This is a genomic window from Calothrix sp. NIES-2100 (genome assembly GCF_963875285.1).
Lineage (GTDB): Bacteria > Cyanobacteriota > Cyanobacteriia > Cyanobacteriales > Nostocaceae > Aulosira.
On the sequence record NZ_CAWNLA010000001.1, the window covers coordinates 2,466,004 to 2,485,684 of the forward strand.

Annotated in this window: 20 protein-coding genes and 2 pseudogenes; 12 read left to right on the forward strand and 10 right to left on the reverse strand. The window is 43.5% G+C overall.

Translation table 11 applies throughout. The features are described 5' to 3' along the window. Positions 1–396: 396 nt before the first annotated feature. A pseudogene (locus tag AACU32_RS10615) lies at positions 397–1,338 on the forward strand (DUF4255 domain-containing protein). 166 nt (positions 1,339–1,504) lie between these two features. On the opposite strand, the gene AACU32_RS10620 reads toward AACU32_RS10615, so the two are convergent. Further along, positions 1,505–2,038, reverse strand: coding sequence for a helix-hairpin-helix domain-containing protein (locus tag AACU32_RS10620; RefSeq protein WP_096599534.1), 534 nt, complete (start codon positions 2,036–2,038; stop codon positions 1,505–1,507). Positions 2,039–2,053: 15 nt separating this feature from the next. Next, positions 2,054–2,428, reverse strand: a complete 375-nt coding sequence (locus AACU32_RS10625; RefSeq protein ID WP_096607945.1) for an NINE protein — start codon at positions 2,426–2,428, stop codon at positions 2,054–2,056. Between the two features lie 936 nt (positions 2,429–3,364). Here AACU32_RS10625 and AACU32_RS10630 point away from each other — a divergent pair. Both AACU32_RS10630 and AACU32_RS10635 read left to right on the forward strand, forming a co-directional pair. Beyond that, positions 3,365–3,748, forward strand: coding sequence for a tetratricopeptide repeat protein (locus AACU32_RS10630; RefSeq protein ID WP_339377749.1), 384 nt, complete (start codon positions 3,365–3,367; stop codon positions 3,746–3,748). Between the two features lie 137 nt (positions 3,749–3,885). Then, a complete protein-coding gene (locus tag AACU32_RS10635; RefSeq protein WP_096599536.1) occupies positions 3,886–4,209 on the forward strand; it encodes a DUF1825 family protein in 324 nt (107 codons plus the stop codon). A gap of 355 nt (positions 4,210–4,564) precedes the next feature. Here the strand turns inward: AACU32_RS10635 and AACU32_RS10640 are convergent, their stop codons facing one another. Continuing rightward, the gene (locus AACU32_RS10640) at positions 4,565–6,496 is read right to left on the reverse strand and encodes a transglycosylase domain-containing protein (protein WP_096599537.1); all 1,932 of its coding nucleotides are present in this window, start codon (positions 6,494–6,496) and stop codon (positions 4,565–4,567) included. Between the two features lie 173 nt (positions 6,497–6,669). Here AACU32_RS10640 and tyrS point away from each other — a divergent pair, with 173 nt between their 5' ends. The 3 genes from tyrS to AACU32_RS10655 all read left to right on the forward strand — a co-directional run bounded on the left by tyrS (position 6,670) and on the right by AACU32_RS10655 (position 9,297). Beyond that, the gene (gene tyrS, locus AACU32_RS10645; protein WP_339378677.1) at positions 6,670–7,866 is read left to right on the forward strand and encodes a tyrosine--tRNA ligase; all 1,197 of its coding nucleotides are present in this window, start codon (positions 6,670–6,672) and stop codon (positions 7,864–7,866) included. Beyond that, complete coding sequence (gene pyrF, locus AACU32_RS10650; RefSeq protein ID WP_096599539.1) at positions 7,863–8,582, forward strand: orotidine-5'-phosphate decarboxylase; 720 nt, start codon at positions 7,863–7,865, stop codon at positions 8,580–8,582. Before tyrS ends, pyrF begins: the two co-directional genes overlap by 4 nt. A 112-nt stretch (positions 8,583–8,694) precedes the next feature. After that, positions 8,695–9,297: a hypothetical protein gene (locus tag AACU32_RS10655; protein WP_339377751.1), complete on the forward strand. Its 603-nt coding sequence runs from the start codon at positions 8,695–8,697 to the stop codon at positions 9,295–9,297. A gap of 55 nt (positions 9,298–9,352) precedes the next feature. On the opposite strand, the gene AACU32_RS10660 is transcribed toward AACU32_RS10655, so the two are convergent. Further along, positions 9,353–10,246: a S66 peptidase family protein gene (locus AACU32_RS10660; protein WP_096599540.1), complete on the reverse strand. Its 894-nt coding sequence runs from the start codon at positions 10,244–10,246 to the stop codon at positions 9,353–9,355. Between the two features lie 40 nt (positions 10,247–10,286). On the opposite strand from AACU32_RS10660, the gene AACU32_RS10665 reads away from it, so the two are divergent. Then, positions 10,287–10,742, forward strand: coding sequence for a DUF2141 domain-containing protein (locus tag AACU32_RS10665; RefSeq protein WP_096599541.1), 456 nt, complete (start codon positions 10,287–10,289; stop codon positions 10,740–10,742). A 228-nt stretch (positions 10,743–10,970) separates the two neighbouring features. Here AACU32_RS10665 and AACU32_RS10670 read toward each other — a convergent pair whose 3' ends face one another. Next, the gene (locus AACU32_RS10670; protein ID WP_339377752.1) at positions 10,971–12,023 is read right to left on the reverse strand and encodes a peptidoglycan-binding protein; all 1,053 of its coding nucleotides are present in this window, start codon (positions 12,021–12,023) and stop codon (positions 10,971–10,973) included. A 404-nt stretch (positions 12,024–12,427) separates the two neighbouring features. On the opposite strand from AACU32_RS10670, the gene AACU32_RS10675 reads away from it, so the two are divergent. Genes AACU32_RS10675 through AACU32_RS10695 form a run of 5 tightly spaced genes read left to right on the forward strand, consistent with a single transcriptional unit; the run spans position 12,428 to position 16,117 of the window. Next, entirely contained in the window at positions 12,428–12,724 is a 297-nt protein-coding gene (locus tag AACU32_RS10675; protein ID WP_096607947.1) for an ArsR/SmtB family transcription factor, read from the forward strand. Positions 12,725–12,747: 23 nt separating this feature from the next. After that, complete coding sequence (locus AACU32_RS10680) at positions 12,748–13,602, forward strand: phosphate ABC transporter substrate-binding protein (protein ID WP_339377753.1); 855 nt, start codon at positions 12,748–12,750, stop codon at positions 13,600–13,602. Further along, entirely contained in the window at positions 13,583–14,440 is an 858-nt protein-coding gene (pstC, locus tag AACU32_RS10685) for a phosphate ABC transporter permease subunit PstC (RefSeq protein WP_339377754.1), read from the forward strand. The genes AACU32_RS10680 and pstC overlap by 20 nt, the downstream gene beginning before the upstream one ends. Then, positions 14,433–15,311, forward strand: a complete 879-nt coding sequence (gene pstA / locus AACU32_RS10690; protein WP_096599545.1) for a phosphate ABC transporter permease PstA — start codon at positions 14,433–14,435, stop codon at positions 15,309–15,311. Before pstC ends, pstA begins: the two co-directional genes overlap by 8 nt. After that, the gene (locus AACU32_RS10695; protein WP_096599546.1) at positions 15,311–16,117 is read left to right on the forward strand and encodes a phosphate ABC transporter ATP-binding protein; all 807 of its coding nucleotides are present in this window, start codon (positions 15,311–15,313) and stop codon (positions 16,115–16,117) included. The genes pstA and AACU32_RS10695 overlap by 1 nt, the downstream gene beginning before the upstream one ends. Before the next feature lie 49 nt (positions 16,118–16,166). On the opposite strand, the pseudogene AACU32_RS10700 reads toward AACU32_RS10695, so the two are convergent. The 5 genes and pseudogenes from AACU32_RS10700 to AACU32_RS10720 form a co-directional block, all read right to left on the reverse strand. Next, positions 16,167–16,523: pseudogene (locus tag AACU32_RS10700) on the reverse strand (DUF4351 domain-containing protein); the annotation flags it as partial. A 59-nt stretch (positions 16,524–16,582) separates the two neighbouring features. Further along, positions 16,583–17,953 carry an IS110 family transposase gene (locus tag AACU32_RS10705; RefSeq protein ID WP_096599548.1) on the reverse strand — a complete coding sequence of 457 codons (1,371 nt, stop codon included), beginning with the start codon at positions 17,951–17,953 and terminating at the stop codon, positions 16,583–16,585. 551 nt (positions 17,954–18,504) lie between these two features. Further along, positions 18,505–18,768 carry a hypothetical protein gene (locus AACU32_RS10710; RefSeq protein WP_096599549.1) on the reverse strand — a complete coding sequence of 88 codons (264 nt, stop codon included), beginning with the start codon at positions 18,766–18,768 and terminating at the stop codon, positions 18,505–18,507. Continuing rightward, positions 18,765–19,436 (reverse strand): hypothetical protein, encoded by a 672-nt coding sequence (locus tag AACU32_RS10715; RefSeq protein ID WP_096599550.1) that lies wholly within the window; start codon positions 19,434–19,436, stop codon positions 18,765–18,767. Before AACU32_RS10715 ends, AACU32_RS10710 begins: the two co-directional genes overlap by 4 nt. After that, entirely contained in the window at positions 19,433–19,672 is a 240-nt protein-coding gene (locus AACU32_RS10720) for a hypothetical protein (protein ID WP_096599551.1), read from the reverse strand. The genes AACU32_RS10715 and AACU32_RS10720 overlap by 4 nt, the downstream gene beginning before the upstream one ends. Between the last annotated feature and the right edge of the window lie 9 nt (positions 19,673–19,681).

Genomic DNA, 19,681 nt, shown 5'->3' on the forward strand with positions numbered 1-19,681 from the left:
GACTGATGGTAGTGCCAATTTGTTCCTCATATTAAATTTAATCTACTCAACAATAATTACTAAGTAAGTCGGCGGGAATAAACCAAACTATGTTGCGCAATGTAAACATGCTTGAAACCCTTACCAATGACCAATGACAAATGACAAATGACAGACCTCGCCAGTTGTCTTTAATTGCGCCGACCTACTTAATTCGTAATTCATCTTTGAGTCGCAAGCGACTTCTACAAATAGCTACGTGATTACGAATTGTTACGCGAAGGGCTAAAAACAGGGAATTAGTATTTTTATTACTCAGTATGATCGGATTTTGTTGAATCTTGAGTCGTATGTAGCAGGTATCCAGATGAGTAATGCACCTCGATAGCCGCTGTCACAGCAGTACTGAAAGACTTGTTGGAGAATGGTCTAGTCAGTGACTCGATTACTGTTAGTGTTGGGGATGTGATTGTGACTGCTCTACCACCAGATCTGATTACAGTGGGAATTGACGAGCGTGCGCAACTGAATTTATTTCTCTATCAAGTCACACAAAATCGCAATGTTGATTGGGTATCTCCAGAATTTCGCAGCAAAAATTTACGTATAAATAAAAACTCCCGCTCTCATCCGCCACTAGCTTTAGACTTGCATTATTTACTGACAGCTTATGGTGCCAAAGATTTTCAAGCAGAGCTGTTACTAGGCTATGCTATGCAACTTTTCCATAGAACACCTGCGATCGCGAATGCTTTAAAAAACGCCTCTACACGAAATCAGAATAATGTGTTTTCCCAAGCTTTAGCTGGTGTATCTGTCTTTGATTGAGCTGAGCAGATTGGACAGATTAAACTCTCTCCAGAATTTTTTAACATGGAAGATACTTCTAAGCTATGGTCGGCGTTACAAACTCACTATCGTCCATCAGCTAGCTATCAAGCATCAATGGTGTTAATTGAGAGCAATGACGCTCATCCATCGGCGGATTTATCTTTGATGTCATTGTCCCAACCAACTATTGAACAAGCGATCGCCTCAGGGGAAACTACACAATTAATCGTTGTCAATAGTACATTAGTAATTCGCGGTAAGCGGTTACGCGGTGAAATTACCAGAATTCGCTTGGGCAATTACGAGAAATTACTAGTACCTAAAGTTGTAAGAGAAACGCAAATCAGTTTGCCCATACCGCCGGATTTATCCGCAGGTGTACAGGGATTGCAAGTCATACATCTGACAATGGATCACCAAGGACAAAAGCAGCAAATTGAATCAAATGTGGCAGCTTTTGTACTCCATCCCCAAATCACAGCCGCGATCGCCCATTTCATCGAACGCACAAATGGCTGTTTATTATAGCTGCTGATGCAGGAGAAGCCATGCAGATGAAGCATATACTCAGGGCGGCGCAGACAGAATATAGCAAGTTAGAGAAGCGGTTGACAGAAGCAGAAATTGGCGAATGGAGATGAGGGGACAAGGAGGACAAAGAGGACAAGGAGGATAAATGACAACTAACAGCAGTTCAAAACCTGAGATAATACATTAACTGAGCGATCGCATCTGGTGGCAGCGCCAAGCGTTGCTGAAAATCAACAAGATTGCGGTAAGGCCCTGCTGATAGACGATTTTGCACCACTGCTTGCGCTAGAGATAAATCGATAAAAGGTATTTTTGCCAGATTCTCTACTGTAGCTGTATTTGGATTAACTAAGGGCGCGAGACAATCGAGAGATTCTTCGTCATAGTAAATAAAATTCAGCAGTGGTTTGATTGGCTGTAGTCGCTGTACAGGAATGGCTAAAGCTGCGGCAATATCTTCAATACAGTAAAATTTAACACCAGAACGTGAAAGTTCCACAAGCGATCGCGCTTGGTGAATAGATAAACCAGGTAAACGTAACCAATCATCTACAGTTGCTTGATTGGCATCAATCTGAATACCCAGTTGTACCGCTAGCTGAAGTTCTTCCCCAGATTGTAATCTGTAGTATGGGTCATTGAGGAGCTTGGTACGGAGTTTTTGCAACCTGAGATTTAAAGGGAGCCAGTTTTTCATAATTTGTGCTTTCTTTCAAGAAATTTGGTCTAGCAGCTGGCGACGCTTTTGCTCAAATTCGTACTCCGAAATCAATCCATCTTGGCGCAGCGCATCTAACTCACGCAAAGCTTCCGCAAGTGCGCTTACATTATTGCTGACTTGCTGTGAGTTCTTGATTGCTGACTTACCAAAATTAAAATTCCGATCAAAAGCTTCTTCATCCTGAGCCAAGTACCAAACCCCCTCAATAGCACTAGCGACTTTGGGGATCGGTGTCCAGGAAAGCAAAACATACAACAGTCCCCAGAAAGGCTGTCCCAAATAAAACTTATGTAATCCTGAAATGGTCAGCGTGCCAGAAAAAGCTAAAATAGCTGCTACGCTGCGACTTTTTCGCTTGGTCAACATATTCCCCAATTTAGCATTTGTCATTTGTCATTTGTCATTTGTCATTTATTATTTCTCCTTGTCCCCCTTCCCTCAGCAGGCTAACACTTTTAACGGTACGCAATTTCCTCATCCCTTTTGTCTCGTTAGTCTTATTTTTTGCCTGCTCCCCTAATCTTTATACCCAATGCTAATTTTTTTGCATAGAGGTAAAATTTTTTATAGGGGCTGCCTGAGTTCTACAGCAAATACTTATACTGACTAAGACTTACGCACTGTAAAAATAGAGCATGATAAGCTATTAGGCTTTTAAATTGCACAGTCGCTCATGAAGTTCGTTGACCGCTGACGATTAACTGTCAACCGTCAACAGTTAACAGCCAACACGAAAAAACGTGCAACTTAAATGCGTGACAGCTTATACATTTACTAGTCAGTAACAAAGCCAGGTTTTTGTCAATAGAAATTGCAACCATCCTCAGATTTTCCTCACTTTTTATACATACTCTTAATATAAAGGTTTCAATCAAGGCAAATTCATGTATCCGAAAACTGCTACAGCCAAAGCTCAGACTTGGTAAAAATAAACAACTTTTTGACAATCCGTAAATCCTAGTGGCAGACTTAATATGAATCTATTGTATTGATTTCTGCTACAGGCTATCAATTTGAAATAAGTAGGCTATATTCAAAGAACCGATACACATAGGAAGTGCTCAAGTTCTTTATATTTGTTTAGAATTCATTGAGAATCTCTATGTAATAGAGTATAGTAAACTACTCACATTTGAGAGAATTCCTCAGCCCGCAACAATCTTGAGCCACAATTCTGAGTCCAGTTAGGTTTAGCAAAAAAATCAACTTCTCAGTTTTAAGTTTACTCAATTGTTGCAAAATCTTTACCTGTTGTTACTAAAAGCACTGACCCCCATAATGCTGAAACTAAGAGTCAAACCAGTGGAACAGAGATTAGAGGAAAATAATATTCAAGACGGTGTACAAAAATACGCTGACCGTCACTATCAGCGAGCTACTCAGTATGCCAAGCAAAACAACTGGACAAGTTGTGTGCAAGAACTACGAGAGGCTATCAAGCTAGAACCCAAAAATAGTGACTATCATGCACTACTAGGTGTTGCCTATTTTCAACAAAATTTTATGGGAATGGCAACGGTTTATATTCGGCAAGCATTAAAATTAAATCCCCAACACCCCGTAGCTTTGAAATACGTTGCCAAGTTGAACATTAATGAATGTCAAAACACGAATCCTAAGTCAGTGCCTATGTCTTTAAGCATTGCTAATGTCTTAAGCATGTTTGCATCCCGCTTAGGATCTTGAGTCAAGTGGTGAAATTTCGCTAAATAACCGTAATCCAACCGTAGCTTGTTCCCTTGATGATTGCCCTAGACTAGAATGAAAATATAAGCAAAACCATAATTTACTGAGTGTTAGCGCTCAGTTGAATATTAAACAAAATGGGATTCTTTGATTCTGAAATAGTTCAGCAAGAAGCAAAGCAGCTATTTGATGATTATCAAGCTCTAATCAAGCTTGGTAATAACTACGGTAAATTTGACCGTGAAGGCAAAAAGCTGTTTATTGAGCAGATGGAAGCCATGATGGATCGGTATCGCATCTTTATGAAGCGCTTCGAGCTTTCAGAAGATTTCATGGCGCAGATGACTATGGAGCAAATGAAAACGCAGCTAGGTCAATTTGGGGTTACCCCCCAACAAATGTTTGACCAAATGCACCTTACCCTCCAGAGGATGAAAACCGATCTGGAAAAACAAGCATAGAGGTTAGGGGTTAGGGAAACTAGGGCTTTTGCTGTTAAGCGCAAGCCAAAAGCTTTTTCATTGAAAGCTCAGGGAAACTCCCTCCCCAAGAGTTGCTGTGCCGCCGTCTAAGTCCTTTTGGCGAAGGGCATTGGGGAGCCACTGCGTTGGTGAGGCAGTCCGATCTTGGGGAGCCACTTGCTCCACTTGGGGTTTCCCCAAGTGGAGCAAGTGGCTTGGTTTCCCCCAGGAGGAACTGCCGAAAGGGTTTCCCGGCTTGTTCGCGCAGCGTCTCCCCGAGTGAGAAGCAAGTGGCGTCATTGGGTATTGGACATGAGAAAGAAAACTACCCACACTCCCCCCTAGCCCCTAGCCCCTATTCCTTCTCATTCGCTTTGGGGCGAGTAAATTGAGATGGCGATTTAAAACTCTGCACTGGTACATCTTTGAGCGCTTTCTGCATAAAGTCGCGCCAGATGGGAGCTACCATCACGCCACCAGTAGCACCGCTAGCCAATTGTCTGTTATCGTCCCTACCTACCCAAACGGCAGTTGTTAACTGAGGCACTGTACCCACAAACCAAATATCCTTTTCTGAGGATGTTGTGCCCGTCTTGCCTGCGGCGGGGCGACCGATAGCAGCATTTTTACCAGTCCCCTCACTAATTACCGATTGCATAACATTAATAATTGCTGCCGATGCCCAAGGGTCAAGAACTAATTGGGGTTTTGGTGTGTTATCTAATAACACGTTACCGCTACTATCGGTAATCCGGGCAATGACTGTAGCTGGTGACTGCCAACCATAATTAGCAAAGGTGGCATAAGCACTAGCCATTTCCAGTGGTGTAACACCAATTGCTCCTAGAGGTAAAGAAGTCACTGGCTCCATCGGACTCATAATCCCCAAGGTGCGGCAGGTTTCGATGACTTTATTCATCCCTACAGCCTTACCAACTTTAATTACAGGGATGTTGCGCGACTGAGCTAGGGCAGTACGAATTGACATCGCTCCCGAAAAACCACCATCATAGTTTTTCGGATAGTACCAACCATCACCATCTCGATAGCCAACTGGTGCGTCTACGACTGTTGAATCTGGTGCAAACTTGCCAGAAGCAAAGCCAGTGTAGTAAACAAAGGGCTTAAAAGAAGATCCTGGCTGACGTTGAGCTTGGGTGGCGCGGTTAAATTCGCTAGTTTTGGGATCTACGCCCCCTACCAAAGCTTTGACGAAATGTGTGCGGGGGTCAATTGCCACCAAGGCCATTTGATTCTTGGATAACCCCTGTTCCAGAAGTGTGTTATGCCACTTAACAACTGTTTGCTCAGCCATTTTTTGGAAATCGGCATCCACAGTAGTTTGGACTCGCATACCACCTTTGAGTAGTGCGTCACGCCCGAACTTCTTCGCCAATTCTTGGGCGACTGTATTCGTCACATAGGGTAATGCACTACCTTGGAATGAGCGAATTTTACCCAGTTTGATTTCTTGCTTGAGGGCATCGTCGTACTCTTGTTTGGTGATCCAATTCAAGTCCACCATCCGCCCTAAAACTTCTTTTTGTTTTTGTTTTGCCAGCTTCATGCTGACAAAGGGGCTGAATTCTTCTGGCGCTTGAATTAAACCGGCCATCATCGCCGATTCACCCAAGGTTAAATATTCCGCTGACTTGTTAAAGTAACTACGTGCTGCTGTTTGCACACCATAGTTGTTATGACCCCAATAAACTTGATTGAGGTACATCTCCAAGATTTGGTCTTTAGAGAGAATTTGTTCTAAGCGAATTGCCAGTACTGCTTCCGCTATCTTACGGGTAAAAGCACGCTTTTGAGACAAAAACAAGTTTTTGACCAACTGCATGGTGATGGTGGAGCCACCTTCTTTGACTCCACCAGCTATTGAGTTAACAACTATGGCACGGCCTACACCTGTTGGATTGATACCATGATGGTTGTAAAAATGACCATCTTCGCTGGCTAATACTGCTCTTTTGAGATTGGGAGAAATTTTATCTAGAGGTACAACTTCTCGGTTTGCTTCTCCATGTACACTTGTTAAGAGTTTTCCTTTTATATCATAAATATAAGTAGTTTCTGAAGGAAAGAAGTTACGTAATTGCCTGACATCCGGCAAATTACGGAAACTAACAGCCAAGCCCACCAATCCGCCCGCTACAATTGAGCTTGTCAGCATTGTGATTGATAGTAGAGTTCCGCCAGCTACCTGACCTACTCCTTTCAAAAACTCAAAACCTGATGAAGCCTTATTTTGGGCTTCTTTGTCTTCAAAAGTCCTAGACGACACGGCGATTTCACTTCCTCACTTGTAAATATAACTGTAATTGATTTGCCGAAGCAAGGCGGTTAATTTTTTGCAATTATAGTAGTTTGGCAGGTAAGACAACGGACAAATTGCCAGTGAATACAACCAACTTAACTTCTCTCGGTCAAAATTTAATTAATAGCGAATCTCCTAGTATGGCGCAAGATATGAATTGGTTGCGTCGTGGGGTTGTGGAAATTTTCCCACAACCTACTGATGCTGACAGCGAAATTGAAAGTTTAGAAAAGCGTTTGGCAACTACAAATCGACCTTTAAGGGTCAAATTGGGCATTGATCCAACTGGTGCTGATATTCATCTTGGTCATAGCATACCGGTAAGAAAACTGCGAGCTTTTCAAGATGCTGGTCATACAGCAGTTCTAATTATTGGTGATTTTACGGCTCGCATTGGCGATCCGACTGGTAAATCTGAGGTGCGTCGCCAGCTGACAGAGACAGAGGTAGCGCAAAACGCCCAGACTTATCTTGAGCAAGTACGTCCTATATTGGATTTTGACACACCTGGAAGGTTAGAGGTACGCTACAACTCAGAATGGCTCTCCCGCCTGGATTTAGGGAAAATTTTAGAGTTACTCTCGACGATGACGGTGGGGCAGATGTTAGCTAAGGAGGGATTTGCAGAACGTTATAAAAAAGAGAATCCGATTTTCCTCCATGAGTTCCTTTATCCGTTGATGCAGGGTTACGATTCGGTGGCAGTGGAGGCAGATGTAGAATTAGGAGGAACTGATCAGAAATTTAACATCGCTGTGGGGCGAGATTTACAACGTCATTTTGCGATTAAACCCCAGTTTGGGTTACTGTTGCCAATCTTAATTGGTACAGATGGTGTGCAAAAAATGTCTAAGTCTCTAGGTAATTATGTGGCCTTATCGGCACATCCATCTGAGAAATATCAAAAATTGCAGGGTGTTCCCGATCAACTATTACAACAGTATTTTGAGCTACTGACAAATTTAGCTTTGGATAAACTACCAGAAAACCCACGCGATCGCCAATTACTTTTAGCATGGGAAATAGTCAGGCAGTATCATGGCGAAGCAGCAGCAAATCAAGCTAAGGAAGCCGCCGATAGCGGTGGGAAAAAAGGTGCAATCCCAGAATTTTCTTTGGCTGGGATATCGCAATTTCCCGTAAAGTTGGCTTTTCTGCTCAATGCTAGTGGCTTGTGCAAAAGCAGCGGCGAAGGCAAGCGGAAAATTCAAGAGGGTGGAGTTTACCTAGATGGCGATCGCATTACTAATGTTGATACCACTTTTGAAACACCTGATGAATTAGCTGCTAGAGTTCTGCAAGTCGGGAAAAACAAGTTTGTGCGCTTAGTACCATGAACACCGAACAGCGAATTATTGTACCTTTGGATGTACCCGATCAAGCCAGTGCGATCGCCCTTGTAGAACGGCTACCACAAGTCAGTTTCTGGAAAGTTGGCTTGGAGTTGTTTACCAGCACAGGGCCAAGTATTCTCGAACTGCTCAAATCCCGACAAAAGCAGATTTTTCTGGATTTAAAGTTTCATGATATTCCTAACACTGTGGCTGGTGCTTGTCAGGCAGCGGCTGGTTATGGGGTGGATTTATTGACAATTCACGCAAGTGCTGGTATAGATGCTCTAAAAGCAGCAACGGCAGCAGTACAAACAGGGGCAGCACTTGCGGGTGTGAAACCGCCCAAATTAATTGCTATTACCTTGCTAACGAGCATTTCCAGCAGACAGTTGGCGTTTGATTTAAAGATTCCCTTGGAATTGCCAGAATACGCTCTGTCAATGGCGCTACTCGCTCAAGAAACCGGATTGGATGGGGCAGTGTGTTCACCTCAAGAAGTGGCACAGCTACGACAAACTTGTGGGGATGATTTTCTGTTAGTTTGTCCCGGCGTGCGTCCGACATGGGCAGAGAAAGGCGATCAAAAGCGATCGCTCACCCCCGCCCAAGCAATCCAAGCCGGCGCAGATTACCTAGTCATTGGGCGTCCCATTACCACCGCTGCTGACCCTGAGTTAGCTTGGAAGAGAATTTCACAGGAGTTGGTCAATAGTCAATAGTCAATGGGCATTGGGCATTGGGCATTGGGCATTGATTATTTATCTCCCTTGTCTCCCTTGTCCTCCTTGTCCCCCCAGCCCCCCTGCTTCCTGTCCCCTTTCATGCATGGTGATGAACGTTTTCTCATTAAGACTGCCCTTGAACTTCTGGCTGATGGTTTGTGGCTGCTTTTTAGTAGTTAACAGCATTGATAACCTAGCCTTTTCCCAGAACCTCTCTGTGTCAAAGGATAAAGTGGGGTCGGCTTGCGTTGAGCAAAATATCACTACTTTAACTACCTATCTGTTGCGGGATTTACCTAGTTACACCAATCGTGTGACGCAACGGGCCCGCCGTCGTAGCAGAAGCAGTGAAGTTTATAGCTATGTGCTATTAGCAGGGAGGCCGGAGTTTACACCCTTGCCCCTAAATCCTGGGATTGACAACACAGATAATGATAAAAGTGCAGCATCAGGAGTAGAGCAGGTTTTCTTTACTACTTTAGAACGGCAGTATATAGGGGGAAAAGCGGTGGAATTACAACAATTCCACTGGCTGTTGTTGACAAAAACTCAAAGCGGTTGGCGTTTGGTGATGATGTTTACCCAAACGGGGTCATCTGGGAAGCAAGAACCGCTATCTCCGCCACGGGATAGTAGCAGCAGCGCGATCGCACAAGCAATTAATATTTGGTTGGGGGATTGTCAGGCGGGAAGTGTCAGGATGAGGAATTAATTCGTAATTGGGCATGGGGCATGGGGCATTGGGCATTAACAGACGGAACTACTAATTATTTTAAAATTCCCTGGTTTGCATCTAAAGTGACTTCCTGACCTACTGGTAAGGCTGCATTACATTTATCGTGACCAAAAGGTAAATCAGCTACAACAGGAATACCTAAATCACTCAGGCGATCGCGCAAAACTTCTTCGGCTGTAAAGCTAGGCACATTTACTGGCGGTTCACATCCAGTAAATCCACCTAAAGCAATTCCCCTTACTTTAGACAAAGCACCGCTTAAACGCCACTGGGTCAGCATTCTATCAATTCTGTAGGGTGCTTCTGATACATCCTCAAAGGCTAAAATTACACCAGCAAAATCTGGTTTAAATGGTGTAGCTAAAAGATGGGTTGCTACTGTGAGATTACCTGGTAATAGTACGCCAGTGACTACACCGCCACCCCAACCATTACCTTGAAGCGGTTCCAGGGTACGACCTTCGACTAAATTAAATAATCGCTCACATGACCAATCTGGCTCATTGGCGAGTGTAGTTAACACAGGGCCGTGAACGCTAGAAATCCCCACATTATAAAGGCTCCACAACAAAGCTGTAATATCAGAAAAACCTATCAGCCACTTGGGATTTGGGATTGAGGATGATTCAGGTTGCCAATGTTCGAGGATGCGGGTGCTACCGAAACCACCTCTAGCGCAGAGGATACCCCGGCAATTGGGATCTTCCCACGCGGCTTTAAGTTGATCGCGACGATTTTGGTCTGATCCGGCTAGATATCCGTATTTATCTGTGATTGTCGGGGGAACATCTACTTGATAACCACGCGATCGCCAAATTTCGATACTCTGATAAAAAGTGTCAAATTCTCGCAAAGCACCACTAGGGGCAATGACTCGCAGTAAATCACCAGGTTTGAGAGGTGGGGGTAAGATTGTAGATGGCATAAATTAATTACATTTATTTTTTGAATTCAGTAGAAATTTTATGCGCCAAGGAATGAGAGTCAGTCTGGTACTGCTAGCAGTTTTAGGAAATTTGGCATGGTACTCTAGTGCCAAGGCAAATTTTAAAGGCAACCTTACCGTAGAAATTGATGGATTTAAAAATAAACAAGGGCAAGTCTGCGCCAGTATCTTTGCTAAGAGTCAAGGTTTTCCTAATGAGCGCGATCGCGTAGTCCAAAGGCAGTGTACCAAGATTACCGACATTCCTGTAAAACTTACCTTTGAGAATTTGCCAGCAGGTAGCTATGCTGTTGCTGTAATGCACGATAGCAATGGAGACTTAAAACTCAATCGCAATAGCCTAGGTATGCCCATCGAAGGCTTTGGATTTTCCAAAAATCCCGAAGTTCGTACCAGTGCGCCCAAATTTAGCGAAGCAGCTATTGTGTTAGCAGGGCCAAATACCAACATCCAAGTACATTTGAAATATTTTTGAGTTAATGGGCATTGGGCATTGAAAAGAATCTTGGATTTTGGATTTACGATTTTAGATTATATTTCAATCTAAAATCCAAAATCTAAAATCTAAAATTTCTTGTCTTCCTTGTCCCTCCGAAATTCTGAGCGCCGGCGTCCGGCGCTCAGACTTCTCTCCTTGTCCTCCGAAGGCTGAGCGAAGTCGTTCGTGCAGCGTCTCGCAGAGAAGCCTGTCCCCCTCTGCCCCTTATTGATCATTCTCCTGCTGTTCCGGCGAACTTTCTTGATCCGATAAAACACGGATGCGATGAATCTGATTCAAAGCATACCTCGCTGTTGACTGCACTTCTACATCTGGATCTTCTACAGCATGGCGTAATATCTGGCTTACTTGGGACATCATGTCATAAACGCGAGTTAAATCGCGGATGGCATTTTGTCGCACTTGGGGGCTTTCATTTTGGATTGAGATTGCTAATGCACGGTTCATGGGTTTGAGGGTGCGCATACTGATTTCGCTTAAAGCTGCCAAAATTAGGCTGTGTTGTTGCGAATCTGCATTTACCATCAGGTCTAGCAACGGTTGAATCGCCCGTGAATCTCCTTGCTGACCTAAATCCCAAATAGCTTTGTGTCGTTTTGCGGGGTCGGGACTATATAAGTCGTTAATCAATTCATCAACTATATTAACTTTGGCTAGACGGGAAGTGTTGGCGGGAGGTAACAATTTTGGGGTCATAGATGCTGTAACTGCTGGGGAATTGCTCGCCGCTGCATCATCCTCATGCTGAGATGGACTGGCGTTTGACTCTGGTAACAGTGGTATGGTTGAGTCTTTGTCAGCTTCAGTTTTTGTTTCAGTATCTATAGTTTCTGACTGTGGCGATTTTTGGGACTGAGTGAACCTGCTCACAAAGTAAAGGATTGCACCAATAGTTCCTAGCATCCCCAAGCCTAAGAATGACCACCAAACAAAATTATGCTTAGTCGAATGCTTTTGCGCACTGGGCTTGGAAGTAGGTACAGGCGAGGCGGTAAATGATGTTTTGGCAGCAATTGCTGATTGCAGACTTTTCCTAGTTGTGTTGCCAAAAATGCCGTCTGCTACCAAACCCTGTGCTTTTTGAAATTTAGCTACAGCAGTTTTTGTAGTTTCTTTGTACTGTCCATCTGCCACATCGTTGTAATATCCCAACTGTTTTAATTGGGTTTGCAGAGTTTCTACATCCGATCCTGTACTATCGGCGCTGAGAGTAGTTTCTGGGACAATTTTAGTGGTACTGGTTTGTGCCAGTATCAAGATTTTTGGGGTTAAGTTAGGTATCGCTGGATTCGCAGGTGTCTGGTACAAACCCAGGGATAGAAAACAAGTCAAGATAGGGACTGAGGAGTGGCATGGCCTCATATTACTAGTTTTGGACAACGGGTATTTTTGAATTATTCGATACCACGATAACTTTAACTAGTCTAAAATCTAACTTTTATTTTGACAAAACATTGAGTTCCCCACAGGGGTTGCCGTTGGCATCGCCTTCTGAGTTGCCGCCGGCATTGCTTGAGTCAATTTTCTCATGATGGGTCTACCTGAATACACAGATATATTAATTTTTAGTTACAAACAAGTTAAATTTCTGCGCATGATGTGATAATCATGACGCTTCATATGAATTTTTATTCATATGAATGAATATCCATAAATGTGAAATGGTCAACACAAATCAGCAGTTTGACTGTGTAGACAAGCTGAAAGTACTGGCAGATGAAACCCGTCTGACTGTGTTAAAAATTCTGATGCATAGTCCCATGCAGGTGGGGGAGATAAACAAGATTCTGGTTATAGAACAAAGTCTGCTTTCTCATCATTTGCAAGTTTTGCGAGAGGCTAAATTTGTGGTTCGAGAACGCAATGGTAAAGCATTCCTCTACCGCCTAGCGCCAGAGGTGGAAATAACTACAGCTGAAGCTTTGAATCTTGGCTGTTGCATCCTCTCGTTTAATTAATAAGATTGAAATCGAGGTAGTAAGTGAAAAATTCACAAATTATGCTTCCTCTGGCTGTAGGCTTGGCAAGTTGCTTGTGGTTGCAAGGTTGTTCTTCATCTCAGCAAACTGGAAATAACAGTGCAGGTAAACCTCAAGGAAAACTAGTACTAACCGGCTCCAGTACCATTGCACCATTAGCAGCAGAAATGGGTAAACGGTTTGAATCTAGCCATCCAGGTGTACGAATTGATGTCCAATCTGGAGGTTCTTCCCGTGGTATTACTGATACTCGTCAAGGTGTGGTAGATGTGGGTATGGTTTCCCGCGCCTTAAAGCCAGAGGAAAAAGATTTAACAGCATTTACTATTGCCCGTGATGGGGTGACGGTGATTCTGTACAAAGATAATCCTGTAAAATCTTTAACTGACAAGCAGGTTATAGATATTTATACTGGCAAAGTCACCAACTGGAAGCAGGTGGGGGGTAAAGATGGAACGATTACTGTTGTGAATAAAGCCGAAGGTCGTTCTACTCTGGAATTGTTTACCCACTACTTCAAGCTGAAGAATACGGATATCAAAGCACAAGTAGTCATTGGTGACAATGAGCAAGGAATCAAGACTGTAGCCGGCAACCCTAACGCCATCGGCTATGTTTCTATTGGTTCGGCAGAAAACAGTGCCAACAATAAAGTACCGATCAAGCTGCTACCAGTAAACGGTATAGCAGCAACAACTGCAAATGTGCAGAATAGTAGCTTTCCTATTTCTCGCCCGTTGAACCTGGTAACGAAAACCCAACCCCAGGGATTAGCCAAAGAATTTATTGATTTCGCACGATCGCAGCAGGTAAGTGACATTGTTAAACAGCAAAACTTTGTCCTCGTCTCTAAATAAAGACTGGTGGTTAATTTGGATACTGCGATTTTTTGCGGCGATCGCGGGGGCGATCGCACTGTTAATTATTTTCTTTTTGATTCTAGAATCTTTACCAGTCCTGCAACACGTTGGATTAACTCGCTTTTTTACCGATGCCTCTTGGAACCCCACCGCCGGCTTTTATAACCTAATACCAATGTTTTGGGGAACACTGCTAGCAATGTTTGGCTCAGTGTTAATAGCTACTCCTATCGGCATTCTTTCCGCAGTCTTTTGTCAATTTTACGCCCCAACCGCAGTGGCACAAATCTATCGCCGCCTGATTGAATTGCTAGCGGGAATTCCTTCTGTCGTCTATGGCTTCTGGGGATTAGTGGTGCTAGTTCCCTTAATTGGCAGGATACATCCACCAGGGCCTAGCCTATTAGCTGGCATTGCCATTCTCACAATCATGATTTTACCGACAATCGCCCTGGTAGCCGATGCCAGTTTAGCGAAAGTCCCTGTATCTTACCTCCAGGGTGCAGCCGCCTTAGGATTATCCCGATGGGCGACTATTTCTAAAGTAGTGTTTCCGGCTGCCAAATCGGGATTATTCACCGGCATGATTTTAGAAACCGGTCGTGCGATTGGCGAAACAATGGCAATTTTGATGGTGTGCGGTAATGTCGTGCAAATTCCGCGATCGCTATTTGATCCGATTCGTACCCTTACAGCTAACATTGCCTTAGAAATGGCTTACGCTACCGGCGATCACCGTTCTGCACTCTTTGTTAGCGGTTTAGTGTTGATGGGGTTGATTGTACTGTTAGTTGCTGTTGCTGAAGTGATGAGTCAGGGAAAGATTTATGACTGAAGGACGAAAGGGGAAAATAACTAATATCCAATGCCCAAATCCCAGAGATTGGCTACCAACAATGATTGTTTGGCTAAATGCTGTGCTGGTAACTGCCATATTCTTGTGGATACTCAATGATATTTTCTGGCATGGTATCGGCCATTTATCTTGGCAGTTTATCACCACGGAACCTGTAAACGCTGGTAGAGAAGGGGGAATTGCACCGATTTTAGTTTCCACCCTCTTAATTATGGCGGTGTGTATGGCAGTTTCCATCCCCATTGGTGTAGGAACAGCAGTTTTTCTGGCAGAATTTACCCCAACTGATAGTATGTTTGGCGGATTGGTGCGGCGTAGTTTAGATGTTTTAGCTGGTGTACCTTCAATAGTCTTTGGGTTGTTTGGGAATGTCTTCTTTTGCAAAATTCTCGGATTGGGATTTTCTATCCTGTCGGGAGGGCTGACTTTAGCTTGTATGGTATTACCAATCCTGATTCGTTCCACAGAAGAAGGATTGCGGGCGGTTCCCCAGGAGTATAGATTAGGCGCTGCAAGTCTTGGTTTTTCCCGGACAACTACCCTATGGGAAATATTATTACCCGCCGCTGTCCCCGGTTTAGTGGTGGGATTGGTGCTGGGGATTGGGAGAGCGATCGCCGAAACGGCTGCTTTAATATTTACTAGTGGCTATGTCGATAGAATGCCAGAATCACTGTTAGATTCGGGACGGGCGCTTTCAATTCATATTTTTGATTTATCGATGAATGTCTCTGGTGGAGATAGCAGTGCTTACGCCTCAGCATTGATTTTACTGTTCTTGCTGCTGTTGATTAATGGTACAGCTGCATGGATTGCCGAAACTTGGTTGCACAGGAGAATTATTAACTGATGACAAAACCAGAATTCTCTCCCACCACTACGGAAACCTTTCAACCATTGATTCAAACTGAGAATTTAACGCTGCAATATGGGCAAAAAACAGCCTTTGCAAACGTCAATCTCAGCATCAATGCTGGGGAAATTCTGGCTTTAGTTGGCCCTTCCGGTTGTGGAAAAACCAGCTTTCTTTGTTGTCTCAATCGCTTGAGTGATATGATTCCCCAGTGTCGGGTAAAGGGGAGAATTCAAATCGGGAATTTAGATGTACTCCATCCCAAGATAGATGCGATCGCACTCCGGCGTAAAGTTGGCATGATCTTCCAAAAGCCAAATCCTTTTCCTTTATCTATCTGGAAGAATCTGGAATTACCTCTGCGAGAACATGGTATCAATAACCGCGAACAAATTGATGCGATCGTCGAGACAACCCTCACTGATGTGGGATTGTGGGATGAAGTCAAAGACCGATTGCATACTTCCGCTTTAGCCCTTTCTGGCGGACAACAGCAACGCTTGTGTATAGCGAGGGCTTTAGGTTTGCAACCAGAGGTTTTACTATTAGATGAACCTTGTAGCGCCCTCGATCCGATTTCTAGTGGTGTAGTTGAAGATTTAATTACCAGCCTGCGGGGGCGTTATACCTTGCTAATTGTCACTCATAACCTCGCACAAGCCAAGCGCATTGCCGATAGAGTCGCCTTATTTTGGGTTCAGGATGGCGTTGGTCAACTAATTGAATCGGGGACAGTAGCCCAAATCTTTGAATCTCCCCAACATCCTCTAACGGCTGCTTATGTCACAGGTGCGAGAGGATAAAATATCAACAATCACAATTCTTCCTGAGAAACAAGTAAAAATTGGTAGTTTAATTAATTCGTGCTTCTAGCCAAGATGATAAATCTGTCAAGCTAGTAAAATCTAACAGTGCTTCACTCAAATCTGCCAAAACAGGTAAAGATAAACCAGAAATTTTGGATTGCATTTCCTCAGATAGTTCTCCTAGGCGCTTAGTCAATTGTCGGGAAATCGCATTAGCCATTACTTCTCGTCCTTCTTCTCGCCCTTCTTCCTTGATTTCTCGATAAACTCTCGTTTGCTTAAGTGTTATGTCTAACATTGACTCTACCTCCCTTCTGCTTAATTGTTCAAACTTGTACACCATAATTGTCGTAATCATCTCTATTATGACGCGACTCGCTGGTTCAGTTACTTCTTGACTAGTTCAGGGTAATTGAAAGTTTGGGTCAATTTATAACCCTTCATAGGTGAAGGGTTAAATCATCAGGTCAAAGTAATTTTACACAATTCATCAAACAGCAAGTTAACCACTTTGCTCATTAGCTTTCCCTGGATGTGCTTACCTGCTAGCAGTTTCTCACCTTGTTCACTGACGTTTGACTTAAGTGAGTCACGGTAGTCAAGTAACTGTTGAGTCAGTTCACTCTTGGGTAGTCTGCCAGTTTCTACCCCGGTGAGAACATATTGCCAGAGGCTACGCCGACAAAGTGATGAGCCGCTGGCCTTTTCAATTAGTCCGTCTCCGGACTGCTCTAAAACTGTACCCATCCCCAAGCGCATCTTGAAAATGTCCCGGCTGCGATGGCGTTTGATGCGTTTGGTTTCACCAGCAGTTCGCCTGATAATGGTTTCACCGCGAAGGCGATCGCGTTGAGTCTTTTTCACCTCACGGACTTCATACTCAATTACTGGTTTACCATTGACTCCCAAGAATGACTCGAATGGGTAAATCCTGGTGAGGAGACGCGATCGCACTCTCAGCCCAAAACCGAACTGATCAAACACGTTCATGTAAGGCTCAAAAGCTTGCTGTAAAAGCATTTCACTGATTCTTGCTTCTAGGCGCTGCTCATAAAGTGAGATGTCACACATCCAATCAGAATGCAATTCTAGAATTGGGTCAATCTCAATTCCATACTCATGAGCAATGGATTTTTTGTAGAGATTATCAAGCCGAGTTTTTCCGGCGGGTGAAATTTCACTCTTTCTGTTAGCTAGCCATCCCCAAAGCGGTGGTAATAAACCTGACCTAGTGGAAATGCTCTTGGTGTGAGCGACTTCGGGGAACTGCCAAGATAAAAGTTGCCTGCTGTAATTGGCGATTGGCGACTGCACCCGGTTGAGATGTTCTAGTTGTTGGCACAAATCCCGGAGTTCATCAATCGGTTCGGGGCGGTGCATGAGGAAATATCTCATGTTGATTTCCCCAATTTCTGTTTGGTGGTCTGGGTCGTGACCGTAAGCGGCCATTGCCAAAGCATCAGCAGCATCGCTTTTATTAGGGAGATTTTTACCACCTCGGTAACGCCTCAACTCTACATGACCCACCCACAAAATTTTGATTTCTAGCTTTTTAAGAATGGATGCCCACAGTTTTGAGTAGTGGTTTCCTGTCGGTTCTAGAATCGCATAATCAGGTTTAACTTCTGTTAAGTAATCAGCAAAATCAAAAGCTGATTTTTGCTTTTTTCTAGCATCAGGATTAGAGTAAAAAGCCGGATATAAACTTGATGCTTTATTCCTGGTTTTATGCCAATAAGCCTGCAATCCGCCCTTGGGGTATTGTGTTAAAATATGGCAAGTTACACTTGATTTACTAACATCAATTCCCAGAATAGTTAATTCAATTGTCATGGTTCTGTTGCGACAAGGTGAAGGTGTAGGACTGGCATCCTTGATTAACCCGAACTAAACAGCGCACGAATCACCCTAACGCCCCACACTTGAGGGGCGCGATTCAGGAGTAAACGCAATTCGGGGAATTGATAAAGAAGGCTGCGCATGAACTAGTAAACGCCGCAATTTTGTAGCGCAATTCTGGTTAAACGCCGCACTTTCTTTTATCAACTGACAGATTGCTTTGGACACAATCCGCGACTCTGGCAGATGCCAGAGTTTCGGCTACTGTGTCAAAGTAGCCATCATCAGGCGGTTATCTGCTGCCAAAATCTCCAGTGACTTCTTTAGCAAGTCTGGAGAATCTGATAGATATATGCCGAAAAATTTCTTCTAAGTCATTCTCTAGATCTGTGCTATTTTCCATTAGCTTTAAAGCCAAATCAATTTTGGCTTTAGCGTGAATTAATTCGTGCCAAATTGTGTAATAATCCTAAGCTGGATCTGGTTGTGGTAAATTTTCATCATTCATAAATAAATATCTTCCTAATCCTCGTCAGGTAGCCTCATCAGGCGGTATCGTCATCTTCATCAAGTTCATCGTCGTCATCTGTAAAAATTAATTCGCTGGTAATAATTTCTCCTGTTTTGTTCCTTGCTGATTCGAGTAAAGCTATCATTTCCTCATCGGCTGATGCGCTCCCAAAATTTTGTTTGGACATCAGGGTTAAGCATTGCTCAATTTTGGATTTGACGTATTGCAATGAGTGCCAAGCCAAATAATAATCCCATGCTGGATCTGGCTGGTGAGTTTCTAAATTTTTATCACTCATAAATAAATATCTTCCTCATCTTCATCATCACCCAAATAATAAGGGGGCATTTCACCCCATGATGGATGCCAAAAATCATCCTCATCCAAGTAGTCACGCCCACATAATTGTGGTTTTTCACCAGGCATTAAAATCATGGTTATGCAGCGAGAAAATAATTCAGCATATCCACAATCGGGGTCTTTTATATCAGTCCAGCAGTAACAATTGTTGATATAAAGTACTGTTTCTGTGTGCCATTCGAGCCGGAAAAATTCATAATGCCAGCGTTGTTTATTCCCCCAATCTTGAGGGCGAGAAAATTCGACAATTGGGGTATCTGCTAATGTGCCATCATCATTTACACCGTAGATGGCTACAGCGTTATGAACTTCGGTTACTTGTTTTTTTGGAACAGGCTCAACTTTCTGATCGTGTTCGGGGTTCCATCCCATGTTAAATAACTCTTTGAGTGAGTCAGTCATGGGCATTCGTGACACAATTGTGTCAATAAAACTTCTAACTGATTTGCTAGATACTCCTGTATTTTCAGGATGTCTTAAGGCTAATTGCAGTTGAGAAATTATCTGCCAAGCCATCAATGGTGAAATACTTAGCTTGATAATTGGCTCATTTGATAGCTGTTTGAAATCGTTACTAAATTTTGCTAATAGCTCATCTTGGTTCATGACTCCTCATTTTTTGGGTAACATTTACATCGCTGTTCTGCTTGTTGTAGGGCGGCGATAATGGCATCGGCGTTCTCACTGTAAAAAACTTGAGTATCGCCGTTGTGCCAAACCACAATAATTACTGTTTTTGGTTCGGTAGTATCTTCCATAACTTGCCGGACTTGGGCCAAGTTGACCCACCCGGCACTAGGGGTTTTGCAAGTAAACACTGTAGGAACTGATATGATATGCATGGTTAAAGC